We start from the raw sequence: 15,243 nt of genomic DNA on the forward strand, positions 1-15,243 counted from the left end.
AACTCACGCGACCGACGCCCGGAAAGGGTCGGTGGGATGGATCTCCGCCTCGTCGAAGAGCTGCTCCAACGCCTCATGACCCTCGCGCCTGCGGAACTCGATCTCGGCGGCCGTCACCGGCAAGGTCCACAGGATGCGGGCGTGCCCCTCGGGCAGCGGACAGCTTTCAAGATCGGGTCCGTGGAGATAGGGCAGGCTGACCAGCAGGTGGTCGCAACTCGAACCCGGCACCCACGGTTCACCGATCGGCATGCTGTGTTCCACGTCGAGCTGATGTCCTCCGCAGTGGTAGTACGCGATCATGGCCATGAGCTCGATGAACCGCTGGTCGCGCACCTGCGCGGTCATGACGAACTCGAGCCCGTGGCCGTCCTTCTCCATCGCGGCCCAGCACCCGACGGTCACATAGGCCCAGCTGTCGCTGCGGGGACCAGGCCCGACCACGAGAACGCGCAGGTCGGCCACGACCTCACGCCTTCCCGGCCCCAGGTCGTAATCGACGACCTCCAGGGAATGCCCGGCGAAGAACGCCCGGACATGTGCCTCGACGGCCTCTGCGGCCGGCAGTCTCGCATCGCTCACCGGGCGATCATCCCAGTCAGCCGATCCGGCCCTCCGCGGCGGCGGCCACGAACGCGCTGAACGCGGCCGGGGTGGCCAGGAGGGCGGGGCCTTCGGGGTTCTTGGAGTCGCGAACGGCGACGTGGGAGGCGAGGTCGGCGACCTCGACGCACTCGCCGCCGGTGTCGCCGCTGTAGGAGGACTTGCGCCAAGCCGCGGCGCCGAGCGGGGCACACTCGATGCAGTCGCCTCCGGTGTTGCCGCTGTAGCTGGACTTACGCCACCGCGCGCTGGTCAGGCCCTGGTCGGTCCCCATAACGTTCCTCCATCACGCGCATGATCAGTTCCGCTGAATCCTCCACGGAGAGGGCGGACGCCTGCAAGTGAGCGTAACGAAGCGCGGCTTCCTTCACCGTGTCGGGATTCGCGGTCATGTGCCCCGCGATGAGGTCCTCCGTGTAGACGATGTCCGGATCGTCCTCGAACCGTAGCGAGTTGAAGGCACCGATCAAACTGGCGTGCTCACCGGCCGCGAAGGGCAACACCTGGATGCGCAGCCAGCGGTTCGCTCGGAAACCCAACAGGTACGCGAGTTGGTTTCTCATGACCTCTGGGCCCCCGATCGGCCGATGCAACGCCGACTCGTCGAGAATGACCCAGGCCATCGGCGGCTGCTCCCTGCTCAGGATGCGCTGGCGCTCCATCCGAGCAGCCACCAGCCCTTCGAGGTCGTCGGGCAACCCAGTCGCCAGGACCGCTCGCGCGTACTCCTCCGTCTGAAGCAAGCCGTAGACCAGCTGCGCCTGGTACGTCGAGATGTACGTCGCCCTCGCCTCAAGCTCCGCGTACTGCTGGAACCACGTCGGCAGTTGGCTCTTCAGAACCAACCCCACCAGCCGCGAGAACAACCCGCCCGTCATCAACGCCGCGTCGAGCCGTTCCGAGAACTCGCGCGTGGGGACCTTCTTCGCCGTCTCTATCTGGCCGATCAGCGACGCCGTGCAGAAGACGATGTCGCCCAACTGCTGCTGCTTCAGCCCCGCCTCCTCCCTCAGGCGGCGGAGTTCCGAGCCGTAGTAGTCCAGCGGCGACGCGCTGGGATCGAGACTGCGGATGTTGACCACGACGAGGTCACCCCCAAGCTCACGCATCACTGCGTTCGTTTCGGTCCGTAGCCGAGCGTAACCACGCCAGCTCACCCTGGTGGCATGAATCACGCAACTGACCTCTATCCGGCGGAACTTCAAGCCACCTACCGCATGGGCTTCACCGTCGGTGAGCACTCCGCCGGTCACATGCGTCGCATCCTGCGCATGTTCCTCGGCCGTTGGGGGCTCGACCACCTCGCCGACGCCGCCGGGCTCGCGCTCACCGAGCTCGTCGCAAATGTCGTACGGCACGTCCCGGGGCGGCGCTGCACCGTGCTGATCCTGCGGGAGCCGCACGGGCTCCGGGTCGAGGTTGCGGACGGGGTGCCGGGGGCGGTGCACGCCAAGGTCGCCGAGCCGCTCGCGGAGGGTGGGCGGGGGCTCGCGCTGGTGGAGGGGGTGACGGACCGGTGGGGGGTGGACGAGGCGGTCGGAGGGAAGACGGTGTGGTTCGAGTGCGACGCGTAGGGCACCATGGGCGCTCGCACCTGCGTACCCGCCAGTAGGAGGACCCCATGCCCGCCCCCGAGATCCTCGCCGCCTTCGAGGCCGCCAAGGGCTTCATGCCCCTCGACGAGGGGCGTGCCCTGCACGACGCCGCCACCGAGGCCGCCAAGCTCGGGCTGCCGCTCCTCGAGGTCGGGACGTACTGCGGGCGCTCCACGATCCTGCTGGCCGACGTGGCCCGGGAGGCCGGGACCGTCGCGGTGACCGTGGACCACCACCGGGGCAGCGAGGAGCAGCAGCCGGGGTGGGAGTACCACGACCCGACCGTCGTGGACCCCGAGGTCGGCCTGATGGACACCCTCCCCACTTTTCGCCGGACGCTGCGCAAGGCGGGCCTGGAGGAGCACGTGATCGCCGTCGTCGGCCGCTCCCCGCAGGTCGCCAAGGTCTGGGCGGGCGAGCTGGGCCTCGTCTTCATCGACGGCGGCCACACGGACGAGCACGCGACGGCGGACTACGAGGGGTGGGCGCCGAAGGTCGCCGCAGGCGGCCTCCTCGTCATCCACGACGTCTTCCCGAACCCGGAGGACGGCGGCCAGGCCCCCTACCGCATCTACCTCCGGGCCCTGGAGTCCGGCGACTTCGAGGAGGTCTCCGTGACCGACTCCCTCCGCGTCCTGCGCCGCCGCTAGAAGCCGAAGCCCGAGGTCACGTACAGACAGTTCGTGTAGCTGTAGCCCGGTTCGATCTTCGCCGTACTCGACTTGTCCGCGGCGGACAGCGAACCCGTCGTCCCCGACCGCTTCTGCAGGAAGTGGTAGTCGCCGGCGGGCAGCATCAGCGTCGCCTTCGGGTACTTCGACGACGGTCCGGTGCACACCTTGGGCTTCGACGCGCCCAGCCGGAGGCTGTCCTTGTACGTCGTGCAGCTTCCGCACGCCTTCAGCGCGACGCGACCGGTCACCGGACCGGTGTAGAGCAGCTCGACCTCACCCGGGCCGTCGTTGGACACGACCATGACCATCCGGGAGCCGCCGGGCGACGTGGCGGGCGGCAGCCGCTTGCCCGCGTCCGGCGACTCGTCGGCTATCTCGGCGGCGATCGCGATGGACTTGGCGTGGGCGGTCTGCGGGCTGTCCGGGTACTGCTCGGCGTACTCCGTCATCGTCTGGACGGCCTCCGAGTACTCCTTGTCCTCGAACTGCTCGACCCCGCAGGCGAAGTCGCCCTTCTGTATCTCCTTGCCCGTGTCGCGCGCGACGGCGGCGAAGGTGTCCTTCGGCTGGAGGAGGTCGACGGCGGTGTCGAAGCGCCGCAGTTCGACCACGGCGGCGCAGGCGTCGGTGCTGGCGGCGGCCATCGCGGCGGACCGGGTCCTGAGGCCCTCCCGGACCGCGGGCTCGACCTTCCCCGCGTACGAGGACTGGGGGAACGTCGACAGCAAGGCGTTCAGGTGCTCCCCGGCCGTCGCCTCGGTGCCCGCGCGGCCGAGCCCGGCGATCCCGCACTCGTACCAGGAGTGGGCGAGCGGCTCGTCCGCCTTCCCCGTCAGCCCGTCCAGCAGGCCGCGGTCCACCGTCTCCGGCAGTGCGCGCAGGTGTTTGAGGGCCGGGACCGCCTCGCAGTACTTCTTCTGCTCGTACGGCGCGGAGACGGCCGTGTAGTAGTCCTTCAGCCGGTCGGGGGCGAGCTTGCCCGCCCGCGAGCCGGCGTGGTTCGTGCCGAGGTCCTGGTAGACGGCGAGGGCCTTGCGGTAGGTGTGCGCGGCTCCGTCGAAGCTCTGGCCCGCCACGGACTTCACCTGCGTGTCGGCCGCGGCGAGGCGGTCCAGGAGGGACTGCTCCACGGCCTCGTCGCGCGCCACGCCGTAGGCCACCGAGCCGCCCACCGGCACGACGAGCAGGACGAGCGCCAGCGACAGCGGGAGCGCGAGGCGCCGCGGCCCGGCGCCCGATCCCCGGCCGCCGCCGGTGCCGGCGCCGGTTCCCGTACCGGTGCCGACGCCCGCGCCGGGGCCCAGAGCGAGCGGGGCGCGCAGGCCGCGCCGCGCGCCGTCGGCGACCGCGGCCAGCAGGAACAGGCCGTACCCGACGAGGAGGCCGGTGGGGACACCGTCCACGTCGGCGGGCAGTGCGACCAGCAGCAGGACGGCCGTGGCGGCCCAGCAGACGGCGGCGAGGACCCACTGCTTGAGCAGCGCGTAGCCGAGCCCCAGACAGGACAGGTTGAGCAGGCCGACCAGGACGGCCTGCGCCGGGTTCGACTCGGGCGGTGGCGCGGGCGGCCCCGGTTCCGACGGCGGGCCGAAGCCGGGCGGCTGCGCGGGCGGTGGCGGTAACGCCGCCCCCGACCACGACCCGGCACCTTGCTCTGCCGAGGCCGCGGCTCCGGTCGGCGCCCCGTACGCCCACGGCGTCTCGGACACCCCCGGCGCACCCTGCTCCCCCGGCCGACCTTCCTCCCCCGGCCGGCCCGGCGGCTCGCCCTGCCGACCCTGCCCACCCTGCTCACCCAATGGACGTGCGTCGTTCGGTTCTTCCCCCGCCACAGTGCCCCCCGTGGTTCGTGCGCGGTGCCCCTCACCGACGCACTCACCTCCTCATACCCCCCACAGTCCCTTCACAGTCGCCCCGCGTCGACGGACTCTTCGGCGGCGGCTCCCGTTAGAGTCGCAAGGTGCCGTACGACCACCGGAAGATCCTCGCCCTCGCGAGCTCACTCGCCGCCTGCGTCGCCCTCGCCGGCTGCGGCGGGGAGTCGCAGCCCCCGAAGACCCCCGACGCCAAGGCGACCGGCGCTTCCACCCCCACGGCCCCCACCGGCCCCACGTCCGCCCCCGAGCCGACACAGGCGCGGTCCCGGACCGGTCCGCTCGCCGGACGGACCATCGTGATCGACCCCGGCCACAACCCCGGCAATTTCCGCCATTCCCGGGAAATCAACCAGAAGGTTGATATCGGCACAAGCCACAAGGAATGCGACACCACCGGCACCTCCACCAACGCCGGTTACACCGAAGCCGCGTTCACCCTCGATGTTTCACATCGTCTGCGTGATCTCCTCAAGGCCCAGGGCGCGAAGGTCGTCCTCACCCACGACGCCGAGCGCCCGTACGGCCCCTGCATCGACGAACGGGCCCGAACCGGCAACGAGGCACGCGCCGACGCCGTGGTCTCCGTGCACGCCGACGGGTCCGCCACCGGAAACCGCGGCTTCCACGTGATCCTGCCCGCCCGGGTCGGCTCCGGCGCCGCCGACACCTCGAAGATCGTCGGCCTCTCCCGTACGCTCGGCGAGGCCATCGCCCGCCACTTCGCCCGCGCGACCGGTACCGCACCCGCCAACTACCTCGGTTCCGGTACCGGGTTGGACGTGCGGGATGATCTCGGGGGACTCAATCTCTCAACCGTTCCCAAGGTCTTCGTCGAATGCGGCAATATGCGTGATCCGAAGGACGCCGCACTCCTCACCGATGCGGCATGGCGCCAGAAAGCGGCGCGAGGGATCGCGGACGGCATCGGGACCTACCTCAAGGGGTAGAACCGGCGGGCGATAGATTCGCTCCGTACGATGGGGCCGCCCCCGTGCTTCGCGCCACCCCGACGAGACGACCCGACGAAGGACTCTTACGTGAATATCCGCTCCCTCACTCGAGGCGATGGCGTGCTGATCGGTGCAGCGGTGGTGCTGTTCATCGCCTCGTTCCTCAGCACCAGCAGCTGTGAAGGCAGCTTCTGCGACAACGTCGACTCCCCGAACTCCTGGGAGTTCTCCCCGCTCGGCTGGGGTGCCTTCCTTCTCGGCATCGCGGGCGCCGCCCTGGTCGTCCTCTCCCACGCACTGCCGCAGCCCCGCAAGGTCGCCGGTCTCGAGCTGGGGCAGGTCGGTGTCGCGTTCACCGTGGCCGCGGCCTGGAACCTGCTGATGTGGATCTTCGAGTCGGAGAACGCCGGCGCGGGCCTCATCCTCGGCCTGATCGCCTCCCTGGTCCTCGCCGGTGGCGCCATCGCCGCACCGCTGGTCCCGGCCCTGAAGGCCCCGCTCCTGGGCGCCCCGAAGCCGCAGACCCCGCAGCCGTACGGCGTCCAGCCGGGCGCTCCCGGCGGCTACGGCTACCCGGGCGCCCAGCAGCAGCCGTACGGCGCGCAGCAGCCGCAGCCGTACCCCGGCCAGCAGCAGCCCGACCCGCAGGCCGCCGCCCCGGCCCCGCAGCCGACCCAGGCGCAGCCCCAGGGTCAGCAGCAGCCCGCCGCCGACTTCGCACCGTTCTGGTTCGCGGTCCCGGTGGCCCGCCCGCTGTACGGGGAGGACGGCTCGCCGACCCCGATCGCCGAACTGGCCCCCGGTACCTGGTACCTGGCGGTCGAGCAGCGCGGCCCCGGCCTGATCGCCCAGACCCAGGACGGCCGCCGCGGCGTCCTCCAGGACACGACCGGCATCCAGCGCGGCTGAGCGTTCCACCCCAGCGGCCCCTCGCCCTTCCGGGCGGGGGGCCGTTGTCGTACAGTCCCCGGGAAGTGATCTGACGGAACGTCAGGAAGGCATCGCGCCATGCGTCTCGGACTCGCCCTCGGCTACTGGGGACGCGGCCCCTCACCCGCCCACCTCGAACTCGCCCGCGAGGCCGAGCGGCTCGGCTACGACTCCGTGTGGACCGCCGAGGCGTGGGGGTCCGACGCGTTCACCGCGCTGACCTGGATCGCCGCGCACACCTCGCGCATCGGGCTCGGGACCGCCGTCGCGCAGATGGCCGCCCGGACGCCCACCGCCACCGCCATGCACGCGCTCACGCTCGACCACCTCTCCGGCGGCCGGATGATGCTCGGGCTCGGGCTCTCCGGGCCGCAGGTCGTCGAGGGATGGTACGGGCGGCCCTTCCCGCGCAGTCCGTTGACCGCGACGCGGGAGTACGTGGACGTGATCCGCCAGGTACTGCGCCGTGAGGGGCCCGTCGCGCTCGACGGCCGCTTCCACTCCCATCCGTACACCGGAGCGGACGGCACCGGGCTCGGGAAGGCGCTCAAGCCGATCACCCACCCCCTGCGGGCCGATCTGCCGGTGCTGCTCGGGGCCGAGGGGCCCAAGAACATCGCGCAGACCCTGCGGATCGCCGACGGCTGGCTGCCGCTCTACTGGTCGCCTTCGCGGTACGCGGAGGTCTACGCGCTTCCGGACCGGCTCCCGGAGACCTTCCTCGTCGCCCCCATGGTCCGCGCCCAGCTCTGCGACGACCCGGCCGAAGGGCTGCTGCCCGTCAAAGCGATGCTCGGCTTCTACATCGGCGGCATGGGGCACACCGCCCGTAACTTCCACGCCGATCTGATGGCGCGCATGGGGTACGAGTCGGAGGCCCGGCACATCCAGGAGCTGTTCGCGGCCGGTCGGCGCGAGGAGGCCGTGCTCGCCGTGCCGGACGCCTTCGCGGACGAGATCTCGCTCGTCGGCCCCAGGGAACGGATCGCCGAGCGGCTCGAGGTCTGGCGGAAGGGGCCGGTCACGGACCTGTTGGTCACGGCGCCCGACCCCGCCACGCTACGCCTGCTCGCCGAGCTCAACTCGTAGTCCGCGGCCACCGTTTCGTCCTCCACGGCAACCCTTTCACCCTCCGCGGCAACTCACGTGCGACCGATCCCCCACGCGAACGGAAGCAACGTGATCAACCACCGCGACACGGCACGGCACCGCAGACGCAGGACGACGCTGTGGGCGGGCGTCCCGCTCGCACTGGGCGCCGCAGGAGCCATGGCCTACGGCGGCGTCCTCGGTGTCTTCGGCGAGGACGCCCGGCCGACGGCGTCGGCCGCGGGCGCGTCCGCGGCCGCACCGGCCTGGGCCCGCGATGTCGCCGACGGTTTCGCCTCGGTCGACGCGCTCGGCCAGAACGGGACCTACGGCGGCCGGGACGGCCGCACCGTCACCGTACGGACCCTCGCCGAGCTGGAGAAGTACGCCACCGCGCCGGAGCCGTACGTCATCGTCGTCGCCGCGACCATCACCATGAACCCGGTCGGCAAGGAGATCAAGGTCGCCTCCGACAAGACGATCGTGGGCTCGGGCACGGCCGGGCACATCGTCGGCGGCGGCTTCTTCCTCGGGCCGGGCGTGCACAACGTCATCATCCGCAACCTGACGATCCGGGACTCCTACCAGGGCGTCTGGAACGACAAGGACCACGATTTCGACGCCGTGCAGATGGACGGCGCGCACCACGTCTGGATCGACCACAACGACCTGCGGCACATGGCCGACGGCCTGATCGACGTGCGCAAGGACAGCACGTACGTGACGGTGTCCTGGAACCGGCTGAGCAACGACAACAAGGCCTTCGGCATCGGCTGGACCACCAACGTCGTCACCGACATCACGATCCACCACAACTGGATCCGCGAGACCGAGCAGCGCAACCCCTCCACGGACAACGCGGCCCACGCGCACCTCTACAACAACCACCTCCAGGACGACCCCGGCACCGCCGTCACCTCCTCGTACGGCAACTACTCGCGCGGGGCGACGAAGATGGTCCTGGAGAACAGCCACTTCCAGGGCGTGAACAACCCCGTCATCAAGGACGCCACCGCCACCCTCGTCCAGCGCGGCAACATCTTCTCCGGCACCAGCGGGCGCAACGAGAGCGGCGGCACGGCCTTCGATCCGAGGACGTACTACCCGTACACCCTCGACAGGGCGGCCGACGTCCCGGCGCTCCTGAAGTCCGGTGCCGGTCCGCGTCCGTCCATCGCTACGAGCGCGAGCACGACCGCTCTCACCGTGGCCAAGGACGGCAGCGGCCAGTACCGGACCGTCCAGGCGGCCGTCGACGCCGTCCCGGCGAACAACCCCGCACGGGTCGTCATCTCCGTCGCGCCCGGCACGTACCGCGAGACGGTCAAGGTCCCGGCGAACAAGCCGCACATCACGATCGCGGGTGCGGGCGCGAGCCGCAAGGACACCGTCATCGTCTTCGGCAACGCGGCCGGCACGCCGAAGCCCGACGGCTCCGTTACGTACGGCACCGGCGGCAGCGCCACCGTCGCCGTCGAGGCCGACGACTTCCAGGCCCGTAACCTCACGGTCTCCAACGACTTCGACGAGGCACGGAACCAGGGCCTGAACGGCCACCAGGCCGTCGCCCTGCGCACGGCGGCGGACAAGGTGCTCCTCGACGGGGTCATCGTCAGCGGCGACCAGGACACCCTGCTCCTCGACACCGCCGCCAAGGGGAGGATCGGCCGCGTCCACGTCGTCAACTCGTACGTCAGCGGGAACGTCGACTTCGTCTTCGGCCGGGCCACCGCCGTCATCGACAAGTCGGTCCTCACCCTGAGGAAGCGCTGGGACGGCACCTCCGCCGGCTACGTCACCGCGCCCAGCACCGTCGCCGGCACCAAGGGGTTCCTGATCAACCGCTCCGTGGTGAACGGTGACGTGTCCGCGGGCAGCTTCTTCCTCGGCCGTCCCTGGCACGCGGGCGGCGACGCCTCGCTGGACCCGCAGACCACCGTCCGTGACACCACGCTGAGCGCGGCGGTCAAGGCCGGCCCGTGGACCGACATGGGCGGCTTCTCGTGGAAGGACGACAGGTTCGCCGAGTACCGGAACACCGGCGCCGGCGCCGGCACCGCGAGCGGCGAACGCCCGCAGCTCACGGACGCGCAGGCCGCGGACCAGGAGGTCCGGGACTGGCTCGGTGACTGGACGCCGACCGCCGGCTGACGCCCGACGCCCAGCGCCCAGCGCGTGCGGCCGGGGCCGTCCCCCGTGGACGGCCCCGGCCGTGCCGCATCCGGCAGTACGCGATCGGCCGGTCTCAACCGCCCAGCTGGGACGTGCTGGGCACCTTGTCGGTCACCACGGCGCCCGCGCTCTTGCCGGCGTCCTTCACGTCGTTGATGACGTCCTCGAACGCTCCGACGTCCGCCTCGCTCGCCTCGCCCTTGCGGAGCTTGGTGCCGAGGTCCTTCAGTTTGTCGATGCCCGCCGTGAGCGGTGCGACCGCCTTCGAGAGCAGCTCGTCGCCCTTCGCGTTCTCCGCCGCCGCCTTGAGCCGGTTGTACGCGAAGGCTCCCGCGAGGCCCGCCTTGACCAGGGCGAACGTCCGCCCGTCCGCACCCTTCTTGAACTTGCCCTCGCGGTACGGCTTGACGATCCACTGGTACGTGGCGCCGGCCGCCAACCCCGCGTTGGCCACGAACCGGGTCTTGGCGAGCTTCTGCTGCTCGACCGTGCCGGTCGGCGTCGCGCTGCCGCTCGCGCTCTGCGCGTCGTCACCGCCGCAGGCGGCCGTCGTCAGGAGCAGGGTGCACGACAGGAAGAGCGCCACGACTCCGCGGCGTATCGGAACGGGACGGGGCACGGCTGGACCTCCCTGGGGGGCTTCGGCGTCAGCTTCGCGCCGACCCCACGACTCCGCCACTCGGGCGACTCCGTCCGGGCGGTGGGACCCGTTTCGGGCCCCGAGCCGGTGGCGAGGTCACCCATCGGCCGCTCTACGGCCGGACGGGGCCGGCCCGAGCCGTACGCCGGGGAGCCCGGCCACCACCATCCACAGCCGCCGCACTGTGGTCCGGGCACACTGCCCGGGGCCCGTGCCGGTGGAACGTGCCGGTGCCGTCCGGGCCGACGACGGGGTCACCCTGCGACACCGTCCGTCGTGTGGCCGGCGCTCCTTGTGCCGGAACGTCGCCAGCCGGAAGCGTCTGAGGTGCGAAAACTCATTCGACGAGCGGCAGGAGGCCGGTCCGGCATGTTTCCCATCGCTACGCACAGTGATGAGGACCTTCTCGTGGATCTCAGCCGCGAGGTGTTCGCCTCGCTGCGAAGAAGCGACCAACGGCGCACCGCGGACCAGTACCTGCGCGGCATGCTCACCGTGCCGGGTCGCAAGACGGCGCGGAACATGGCGACGTACTCCGGGGAGCCGGCGGCCGAGCAGCGCTTCCACCACTTCATCGCCAGCTCCGGCTGGGACTGGCGGCCGGTCCGCGAGGCGCTGGTCCACTTCCTGGAGCGGACCGCCCCACCGGCGGCGTGGGTGGTGCGACCGATCACCCTGCCGAAGACCGGGGGGCGGCTCGTGGGGGTCGACCGGCGCTGGGTACCGGAGCTCGGACGGACCGTGAACGGCCAGTTCGGCTACGGGTTGTGGCAGACCTCGTCGAGCGGTGAGATCCCGGTCAACTGGCGCCTCGACCTGCCCGAGAGCCTCCTCGGCGACCCGGCCGAGATGGCGCGGGCCGGCGTACCGGCGGACTACGCGGCGTCGGTGTCACCGGAGGACTCGACGGTGACCACCGCCCTGGAGCTGCCGCTCCGGCGGGCCTCGGCGTACCGCCCGGTCATCGTCGACGCGCGGCGCGCGGCGCTGGTGACGCTGCTGAGCCGGTTCGAGGCGGCGCGGGTACCTCTGCTGGCACGGATCAGCAGGGCGACCCACCTGCTGGCCGGCGACAGCGGGCCGACCGGGGTGCGCCAACAGCCCGTCATGGCACGGCAGTTGCTGTCCTCGACAGGGATACGACGTCCGGTGACCCGGGCCGACGGGTGTCGGATGGCGGTGGCGCTGCGGGTGAGCCTGCCGACCGGGATGGGCGAACAGGGAGGCCGGCGGCGCCACGGGCAGCCGGCCGAACGGCTCCTGGTCGGGGAGTGGTTCGGGCCGCAGGCGCCGCCGGACCGGTTGTGGCTGACCGATCTGACGACGGCGCCGCTCTCCGCCCTGCTGCGGCTGACCGAGCTCGGGGGCGGCCGCTCGTCGATGCCGGCGGCGGAGGACTCGCCGGAGAGCGGGTCGGTCAGGCGCTCGGGGTTGCACGACTACGGCGGCCGGTCCTTCGCCGGCTGGCACCGGCACATGACGATGGTGTCGGTGGCCCAGGCGGTGCGGGCGCTCGCACCACGGGAGCCGGCCGGTCCGGACGAGGGAGCCGAGGCGCCGGGACGGCCATGGGAGCAGCGGGTCGGCCCGCGGCCGTGTCGGCGGACCGCCGTGGCGGTCTGAGGCATCGCGGACCGCCGCCGTCGCCGAAGCTCCCGTCGGCCGAAGCTCCCGTCGGCCGACGGTCCGCTCAGCGGTCGGCTCAGCCTTCCGCCGAACCCGGGCAGGGTGCGAGGGACTCCCGTGTCCGGTGGAGGCGCAGGGCGAGCTGGATGTCGAGGCCCGCGGTCAGGTCCTGCCACTGGGGGCCGAGGAGTTCGGTGATCCGGTCGAGCCGCCGGGAGACGGTGTTGGGGTGGAGGTAGAGGCGGCGGGCTGCCCGGGTGGGGCTGCCTCCGGCCGCGTAGTACGCCTCGAGGGTGACGGCGAGGTCGGCGGAGCGCCGGGCGTCGAACTCCAGGACAGGGCCGATCGTGGCCCGGATGAAGCCGTCGACGTCACGCTCGTGGGCGAGCAGGGTCATCACCGGGCCGAGTTGCTGCGCGGAGGCCGCCTTGCCGGTGGCGCCGAGCGCCGTGAGGGTGCCCAGGCACCGTACGGCCCGGTCGTACGTGGCGGGCAGGGCCCCCGGGCCCTCCGTCACCGGACCCGCGCCGCCCACGGTGGCCGGACTTCCCTTGCCACGGGCGAACGCCTCGACCGTACGGGCCGCTTCGCTCGGGTCCTCGCCCGGCAGCAGCAGGACGAGGTGGTCGTCGATCCGGACCCGCAGACCCCCGTTCTCGCGGGTGTACGCGGCGGCCCAGGCCAGGGCCCGGTCGGTGATCCCTGCCACGGGCCGGGCGACCACCACGACGAACGGTGCCGTGAAGTCGAGGCCGACGGTCCGACCGTGGACGAGCAGCCGCTGCCCGATCCACTCGCCGCCGACCAGCAGGGCCTCGGCGAGTTCCTCGCGCAGCACGGTCTCGTCGGTGGCGGCGCCCGGTCGCACCAGCAGCGCCACGGCCTGGCCGCAGAGCCGCAGCAGGCCGGCGTCCTCGGCGGTCGGCGGCTCCGCTCGGTGCAACACCAGATGGCCGATCCGGTCGTCGCCGCCACGGACCGGAGCGATCCACACCCCGGGCGCCGACTCCACCGGGGCGTCCGTCGCCCGGGCCGCAAGGGCCGCCGCCGTGAACGCCTCGGGGGCCGCCTGCGCCTCGGCGGCGCCGTGCCCCACCACCGTACGGCCCGCCGCGTCCGCGAGCAGGACGCTCCCGCCCAGCAGGTCCCCGGCGGTGGCCAGGAGCTGCGGCAGCGAACTGCCGTCCAGGGTGCGCTCCATCAGGGCGGCCTGTGCCTCGGCGAGCCGGCGCACGGAGCGCAGTTCCTCTCCGACCTGTACGGCCTCGGCGGCCCGCGCGGTGGTCTCGGCCCTCAACTCGTCCAGGAGTCCGGCGTTCTCCAGGGCCGCCGCCGACATCTCGCTGAAGGTCCCGAGCAACGCCACCTCCTCAGGGGAGAAGTGACGGACCGTGCGGTGTCCCGCGTACAGGACCCCGAAATGGGTGCCGTGGCAGGCGAGCGGGACGGCGATGACCGCGCGCAGCCCCTCCGCCCGTACCACCTCGTCGATGGTGGCGGAGTGGTTGATGCGGGCGTCGCCGAGGTAGTCCTGGGTCCACACGGGTGCCGCCCGTCGGGTGGCGGGATTGGCGAGTCCCGCGCCGGGCGGCACCACGAAGCCCGGTGTCAGATCGGAGGAGTGGCCGTCGACGGCCTTGACGACGTGGCTGCCGGTCTTCTGGTCGTAGAGGCAGAGGTACGCGATGTCGAGGCTGAGCAGCGTCCGCGCCCGGCGGCAGGTCAGCCGCAGCAGCTCGTCGACGCCGTGGCTGGCGAGGAACTCGCGGGCCACGTCGAGGAGGGCCGTGCTGCCCATGTCGCGGCGCTGCTGCCGCTCGAACATCCCGCGTATCTCGCGGGCGAGCTGCCGTGCCCGGTCGGAGGTGGCGCCGTCGCCCTCGGCGGTGGCGTCCGCCCCGGAGGAGGGCGGGACGTGGAGCAGCGGTTCGTCGAAGTGGGCGGCGGGCGCCTCGCGCGCGAGCAGCTCCAGGTATGCAAAGGCGTCGCGGGTGGCGGCGACCGGCCCCTCGTCCACGGATCCCCCAACGACGGCGGTTCTCAACATCACTACAGGTCAGGCGCCTCATCGTAGGGAAGTTCGGCCGAGGTCACGAATGCGTCTCAACAGGCGTGCAGCGATGGTCCCCGGAATGGCCTGAACCTTTCGCCGGACCGGGTGGGCGGGAGAGAGTGGCACCCTCTTCCGCCTTCGGGCGTCACCGTTCCTTCCAGCCGAGGTTTCCGTGCGACAGACGCAGAGTTACGAACGATCGCTGGCCCGGAGCGCCGAGTCGCGCACGCGAGCCGACCGTCCCCGGGTCTTCTCGATGCGGGGGTACGAGTGGGACCTGCTGGACGACGTGTTCGCGCCGGTCCACTCCCCCTCCACGGAGACCGCGCTCGACTTCCTGGGCCTGGGCTCCCCCGGCCCGGACGCGCCGGCCCCGCGGCTGGGCTCTTTCCTGGAGATCGGCTGTGGTGCGGGCGTGATCTCCGTGCTCGCCGCGCTCGCGGGCTGCGACCGGGTCATCGCGGCCGACATCAACCCGAACGCCGTCCGGAACACCGAACTGAACGCGGCCCGGCACGACATGACCGGGCGGATGCGGGTCGTGCACAGCGACCTGTTCCGCGCACTGGATCCGCAGGAACGATTCGACACCGTGTTCTGGAGTTCCAACTACGTCCTCGCGCCGGACGGCTACCGCTACGGCAACGACCACGAGCGCGCCTATGTGGACCCCGGTTACGCCGCCCACCGGCGCTACCTCGCCGAGGCGACGGGCCGCCTGACGCCCGACGGCCGGGCCCTGCTGCACTTCAGCAGCCGGGGGAACATGCCTCTGCTGCGCGGGCTCGCCGAAGAGTGCGGGCGCGAACTGCGGCAGGTGGCTTCCGTGGTCGTGGCGGAAGGCGACGCGCCGGTGGAGCACCTGCTCCTGGAGATCCGGGAGACCGGGCCTTCCGCGACATGACGGACCTCGGGACCACTTGACGGTCCTGCCGGCGCCTTCGTTGCCGCGTGCCCGACCCCTTCAGGATGCTCGACGGGGCAGCGCGGGCCAGGCGCCGACGCCGGTCCCCGCGGACGCCCCGACCGAAGGG

At 71.8% G+C, this 15,243-nt stretch carries 14 protein-coding genes; 8 read left to right on the top strand and 6 right to left on the bottom strand.

The genetic code is table 11. The annotated features are described in order from the left end of the window. Window positions 1–3 precede the first annotated feature (3 nt). The 3 genes from ACFV9D_RS07920 to ACFV9D_RS07930 are packed head-to-tail and all read right to left on the bottom strand — an operon-like array spanning window position 4 to window position 1,685. Complete coding sequence (locus ACFV9D_RS07920) at window positions 4–582, bottom strand: suppressor of fused domain protein (protein WP_385142606.1); 579 nt, start codon at window positions 580–582, stop codon at window positions 4–6. Between the two features lie 16 nt (window positions 583–598). After that, window positions 599–877 (bottom strand): DUF397 domain-containing protein, encoded by a 279-nt coding sequence (locus ACFV9D_RS07925; protein WP_385142609.1) that lies wholly within the window; start codon window positions 875–877, stop codon window positions 599–601. After that, window positions 837–1,685 (bottom strand): Scr1 family TA system antitoxin-like transcriptional regulator, encoded by an 849-nt coding sequence (locus ACFV9D_RS07930; RefSeq protein WP_385142612.1) that lies wholly within the window; start codon window positions 1,683–1,685, stop codon window positions 837–839. Before ACFV9D_RS07930 ends, ACFV9D_RS07925 begins: the two co-directional genes overlap by 41 nt. 84 nt (window positions 1,686–1,769) lie before the next feature. Here ACFV9D_RS07930 and ACFV9D_RS07935 point away from each other — a divergent pair, with 84 nt between their 5' ends. Beyond that, window positions 1,770–2,177, top strand: coding sequence for an ATP-binding protein (locus ACFV9D_RS07935; RefSeq protein ID WP_385142615.1), 408 nt, complete (start codon window positions 1,770–1,772; stop codon window positions 2,175–2,177). A 47-nt stretch (window positions 2,178–2,224) separates the two neighbouring features. Then, window positions 2,225–2,848, top strand: a complete 624-nt coding sequence (locus ACFV9D_RS07940) for a class I SAM-dependent methyltransferase (protein WP_385142618.1) — start codon at window positions 2,225–2,227, stop codon at window positions 2,846–2,848. Here ACFV9D_RS07940 and ACFV9D_RS07945 read toward each other — a convergent pair. Continuing rightward, window positions 2,845–4,581: a hypothetical protein gene (locus ACFV9D_RS07945; RefSeq protein WP_385142621.1), complete on the bottom strand. Its 1,737-nt coding sequence runs from the start codon at window positions 4,579–4,581 to the stop codon at window positions 2,845–2,847. The genes ACFV9D_RS07940 and ACFV9D_RS07945 overlap by 4 nt on opposite strands. A 251-nt stretch (window positions 4,582–4,832) precedes the next feature. On the opposite strand from ACFV9D_RS07945, the gene ACFV9D_RS07950 reads away from it, so the two are divergent. The 4 genes from ACFV9D_RS07950 to ACFV9D_RS07965 all read left to right on the top strand — a co-directional run bounded on the left by ACFV9D_RS07950 (window position 4,833) and on the right by ACFV9D_RS07965 (window position 9,869). Continuing rightward, window positions 4,833–5,696, top strand: a complete 864-nt coding sequence (locus tag ACFV9D_RS07950; RefSeq protein WP_385142624.1) for an N-acetylmuramoyl-L-alanine amidase — start codon at window positions 4,833–4,835, stop codon at window positions 5,694–5,696. Window positions 5,697–5,786: 90 nt separating this feature from the next. Beyond that, window positions 5,787–6,608, top strand: coding sequence for a DUF5336 domain-containing protein (locus tag ACFV9D_RS07955; protein WP_385142627.1), 822 nt, complete (start codon window positions 5,787–5,789; stop codon window positions 6,606–6,608). A gap of 99 nt (window positions 6,609–6,707) precedes the next feature. After that, window positions 6,708–7,718 (top strand): LLM class F420-dependent oxidoreductase, encoded by a 1,011-nt coding sequence (locus ACFV9D_RS07960; protein WP_385142629.1) that lies wholly within the window; start codon window positions 6,708–6,710, stop codon window positions 7,716–7,718. Window positions 7,719–7,808: 90 nt separating this feature from the next. Next, entirely contained in the window at window positions 7,809–9,869 is a 2,061-nt protein-coding gene (locus ACFV9D_RS07965) for a pectinesterase family protein (RefSeq protein ID WP_385142632.1), read from the top strand. 94 nt (window positions 9,870–9,963) lie between these two features. Here ACFV9D_RS07965 and ACFV9D_RS07970 read toward each other — a convergent pair whose 3' ends face one another. Beyond that, the gene (locus ACFV9D_RS07970) at window positions 9,964–10,509 is read right to left on the bottom strand and encodes a hypothetical protein (protein ID WP_385142635.1); all 546 of its coding nucleotides are present in this window, start codon (window positions 10,507–10,509) and stop codon (window positions 9,964–9,966) included. Between the two features lie 429 nt (window positions 10,510–10,938). Between ACFV9D_RS07970 and ACFV9D_RS07975 the strand changes: the two genes are divergently transcribed. Continuing rightward, entirely contained in the window at window positions 10,939–12,153 is a 1,215-nt protein-coding gene (locus tag ACFV9D_RS07975; RefSeq protein ID WP_385142638.1) for an IS701 family transposase, read from the top strand. 79 nt (window positions 12,154–12,232) lie between these two features. On the opposite strand, the gene ACFV9D_RS07980 is transcribed toward ACFV9D_RS07975, so the two are convergent. Continuing rightward, window positions 12,233–14,173 (bottom strand): helix-turn-helix domain-containing protein, encoded by a 1,941-nt coding sequence (locus ACFV9D_RS07980; protein ID WP_385142641.1) that lies wholly within the window; start codon window positions 14,171–14,173, stop codon window positions 12,233–12,235. 208 nt (window positions 14,174–14,381) lie between these two features. Between ACFV9D_RS07980 and ACFV9D_RS07985 the strand changes: the two genes are divergently transcribed. Further along, on the top strand, window positions 14,382–15,113 hold the full coding sequence (locus tag ACFV9D_RS07985; protein ID WP_385142643.1) for a methyltransferase domain-containing protein: 732 nt from the start codon (window positions 14,382–14,384) through the stop codon (window positions 15,111–15,113). Window positions 15,114–15,243 lie beyond the last annotated feature (130 nt).

The organism is Streptomyces sp. NPDC059875 (assembly GCF_042731085.1).
GTDB lineage: Bacteria > Actinomycetota > Actinomycetes > Streptomycetales > Streptomycetaceae > Streptomyces.

What these genes read in the sequence shown, in the direction of transcription:
- ACFV9D_RS07940 (WP_385142618.1), top strand. Translation starts at nt 2,225, where the DNA reads ATGCCCGCCCCCGAGATCCTCGCCGCCTTCGAGGCCGCCAAGGGCTTC.
- ACFV9D_RS07935 (WP_385142615.1), top strand. Translation starts at nt 1,770, where the DNA reads ATGAATCACGCAACTGACCTCTATCCGGCGGAACTTCAAGCCACCTAC.
- ACFV9D_RS07960 (WP_385142629.1), top strand. Translation starts at nt 6,708, where the DNA reads ATGCGTCTCGGACTCGCCCTCGGCTACTGGGGACGCGGCCCCTCACCC.
- ACFV9D_RS07925 (WP_385142609.1), bottom strand. Translation starts at nt 877, where the DNA reads ATGGGGACCGACCAGGGCCTGACCAGCGCGCGGTGGCGTAAGTCCAGC.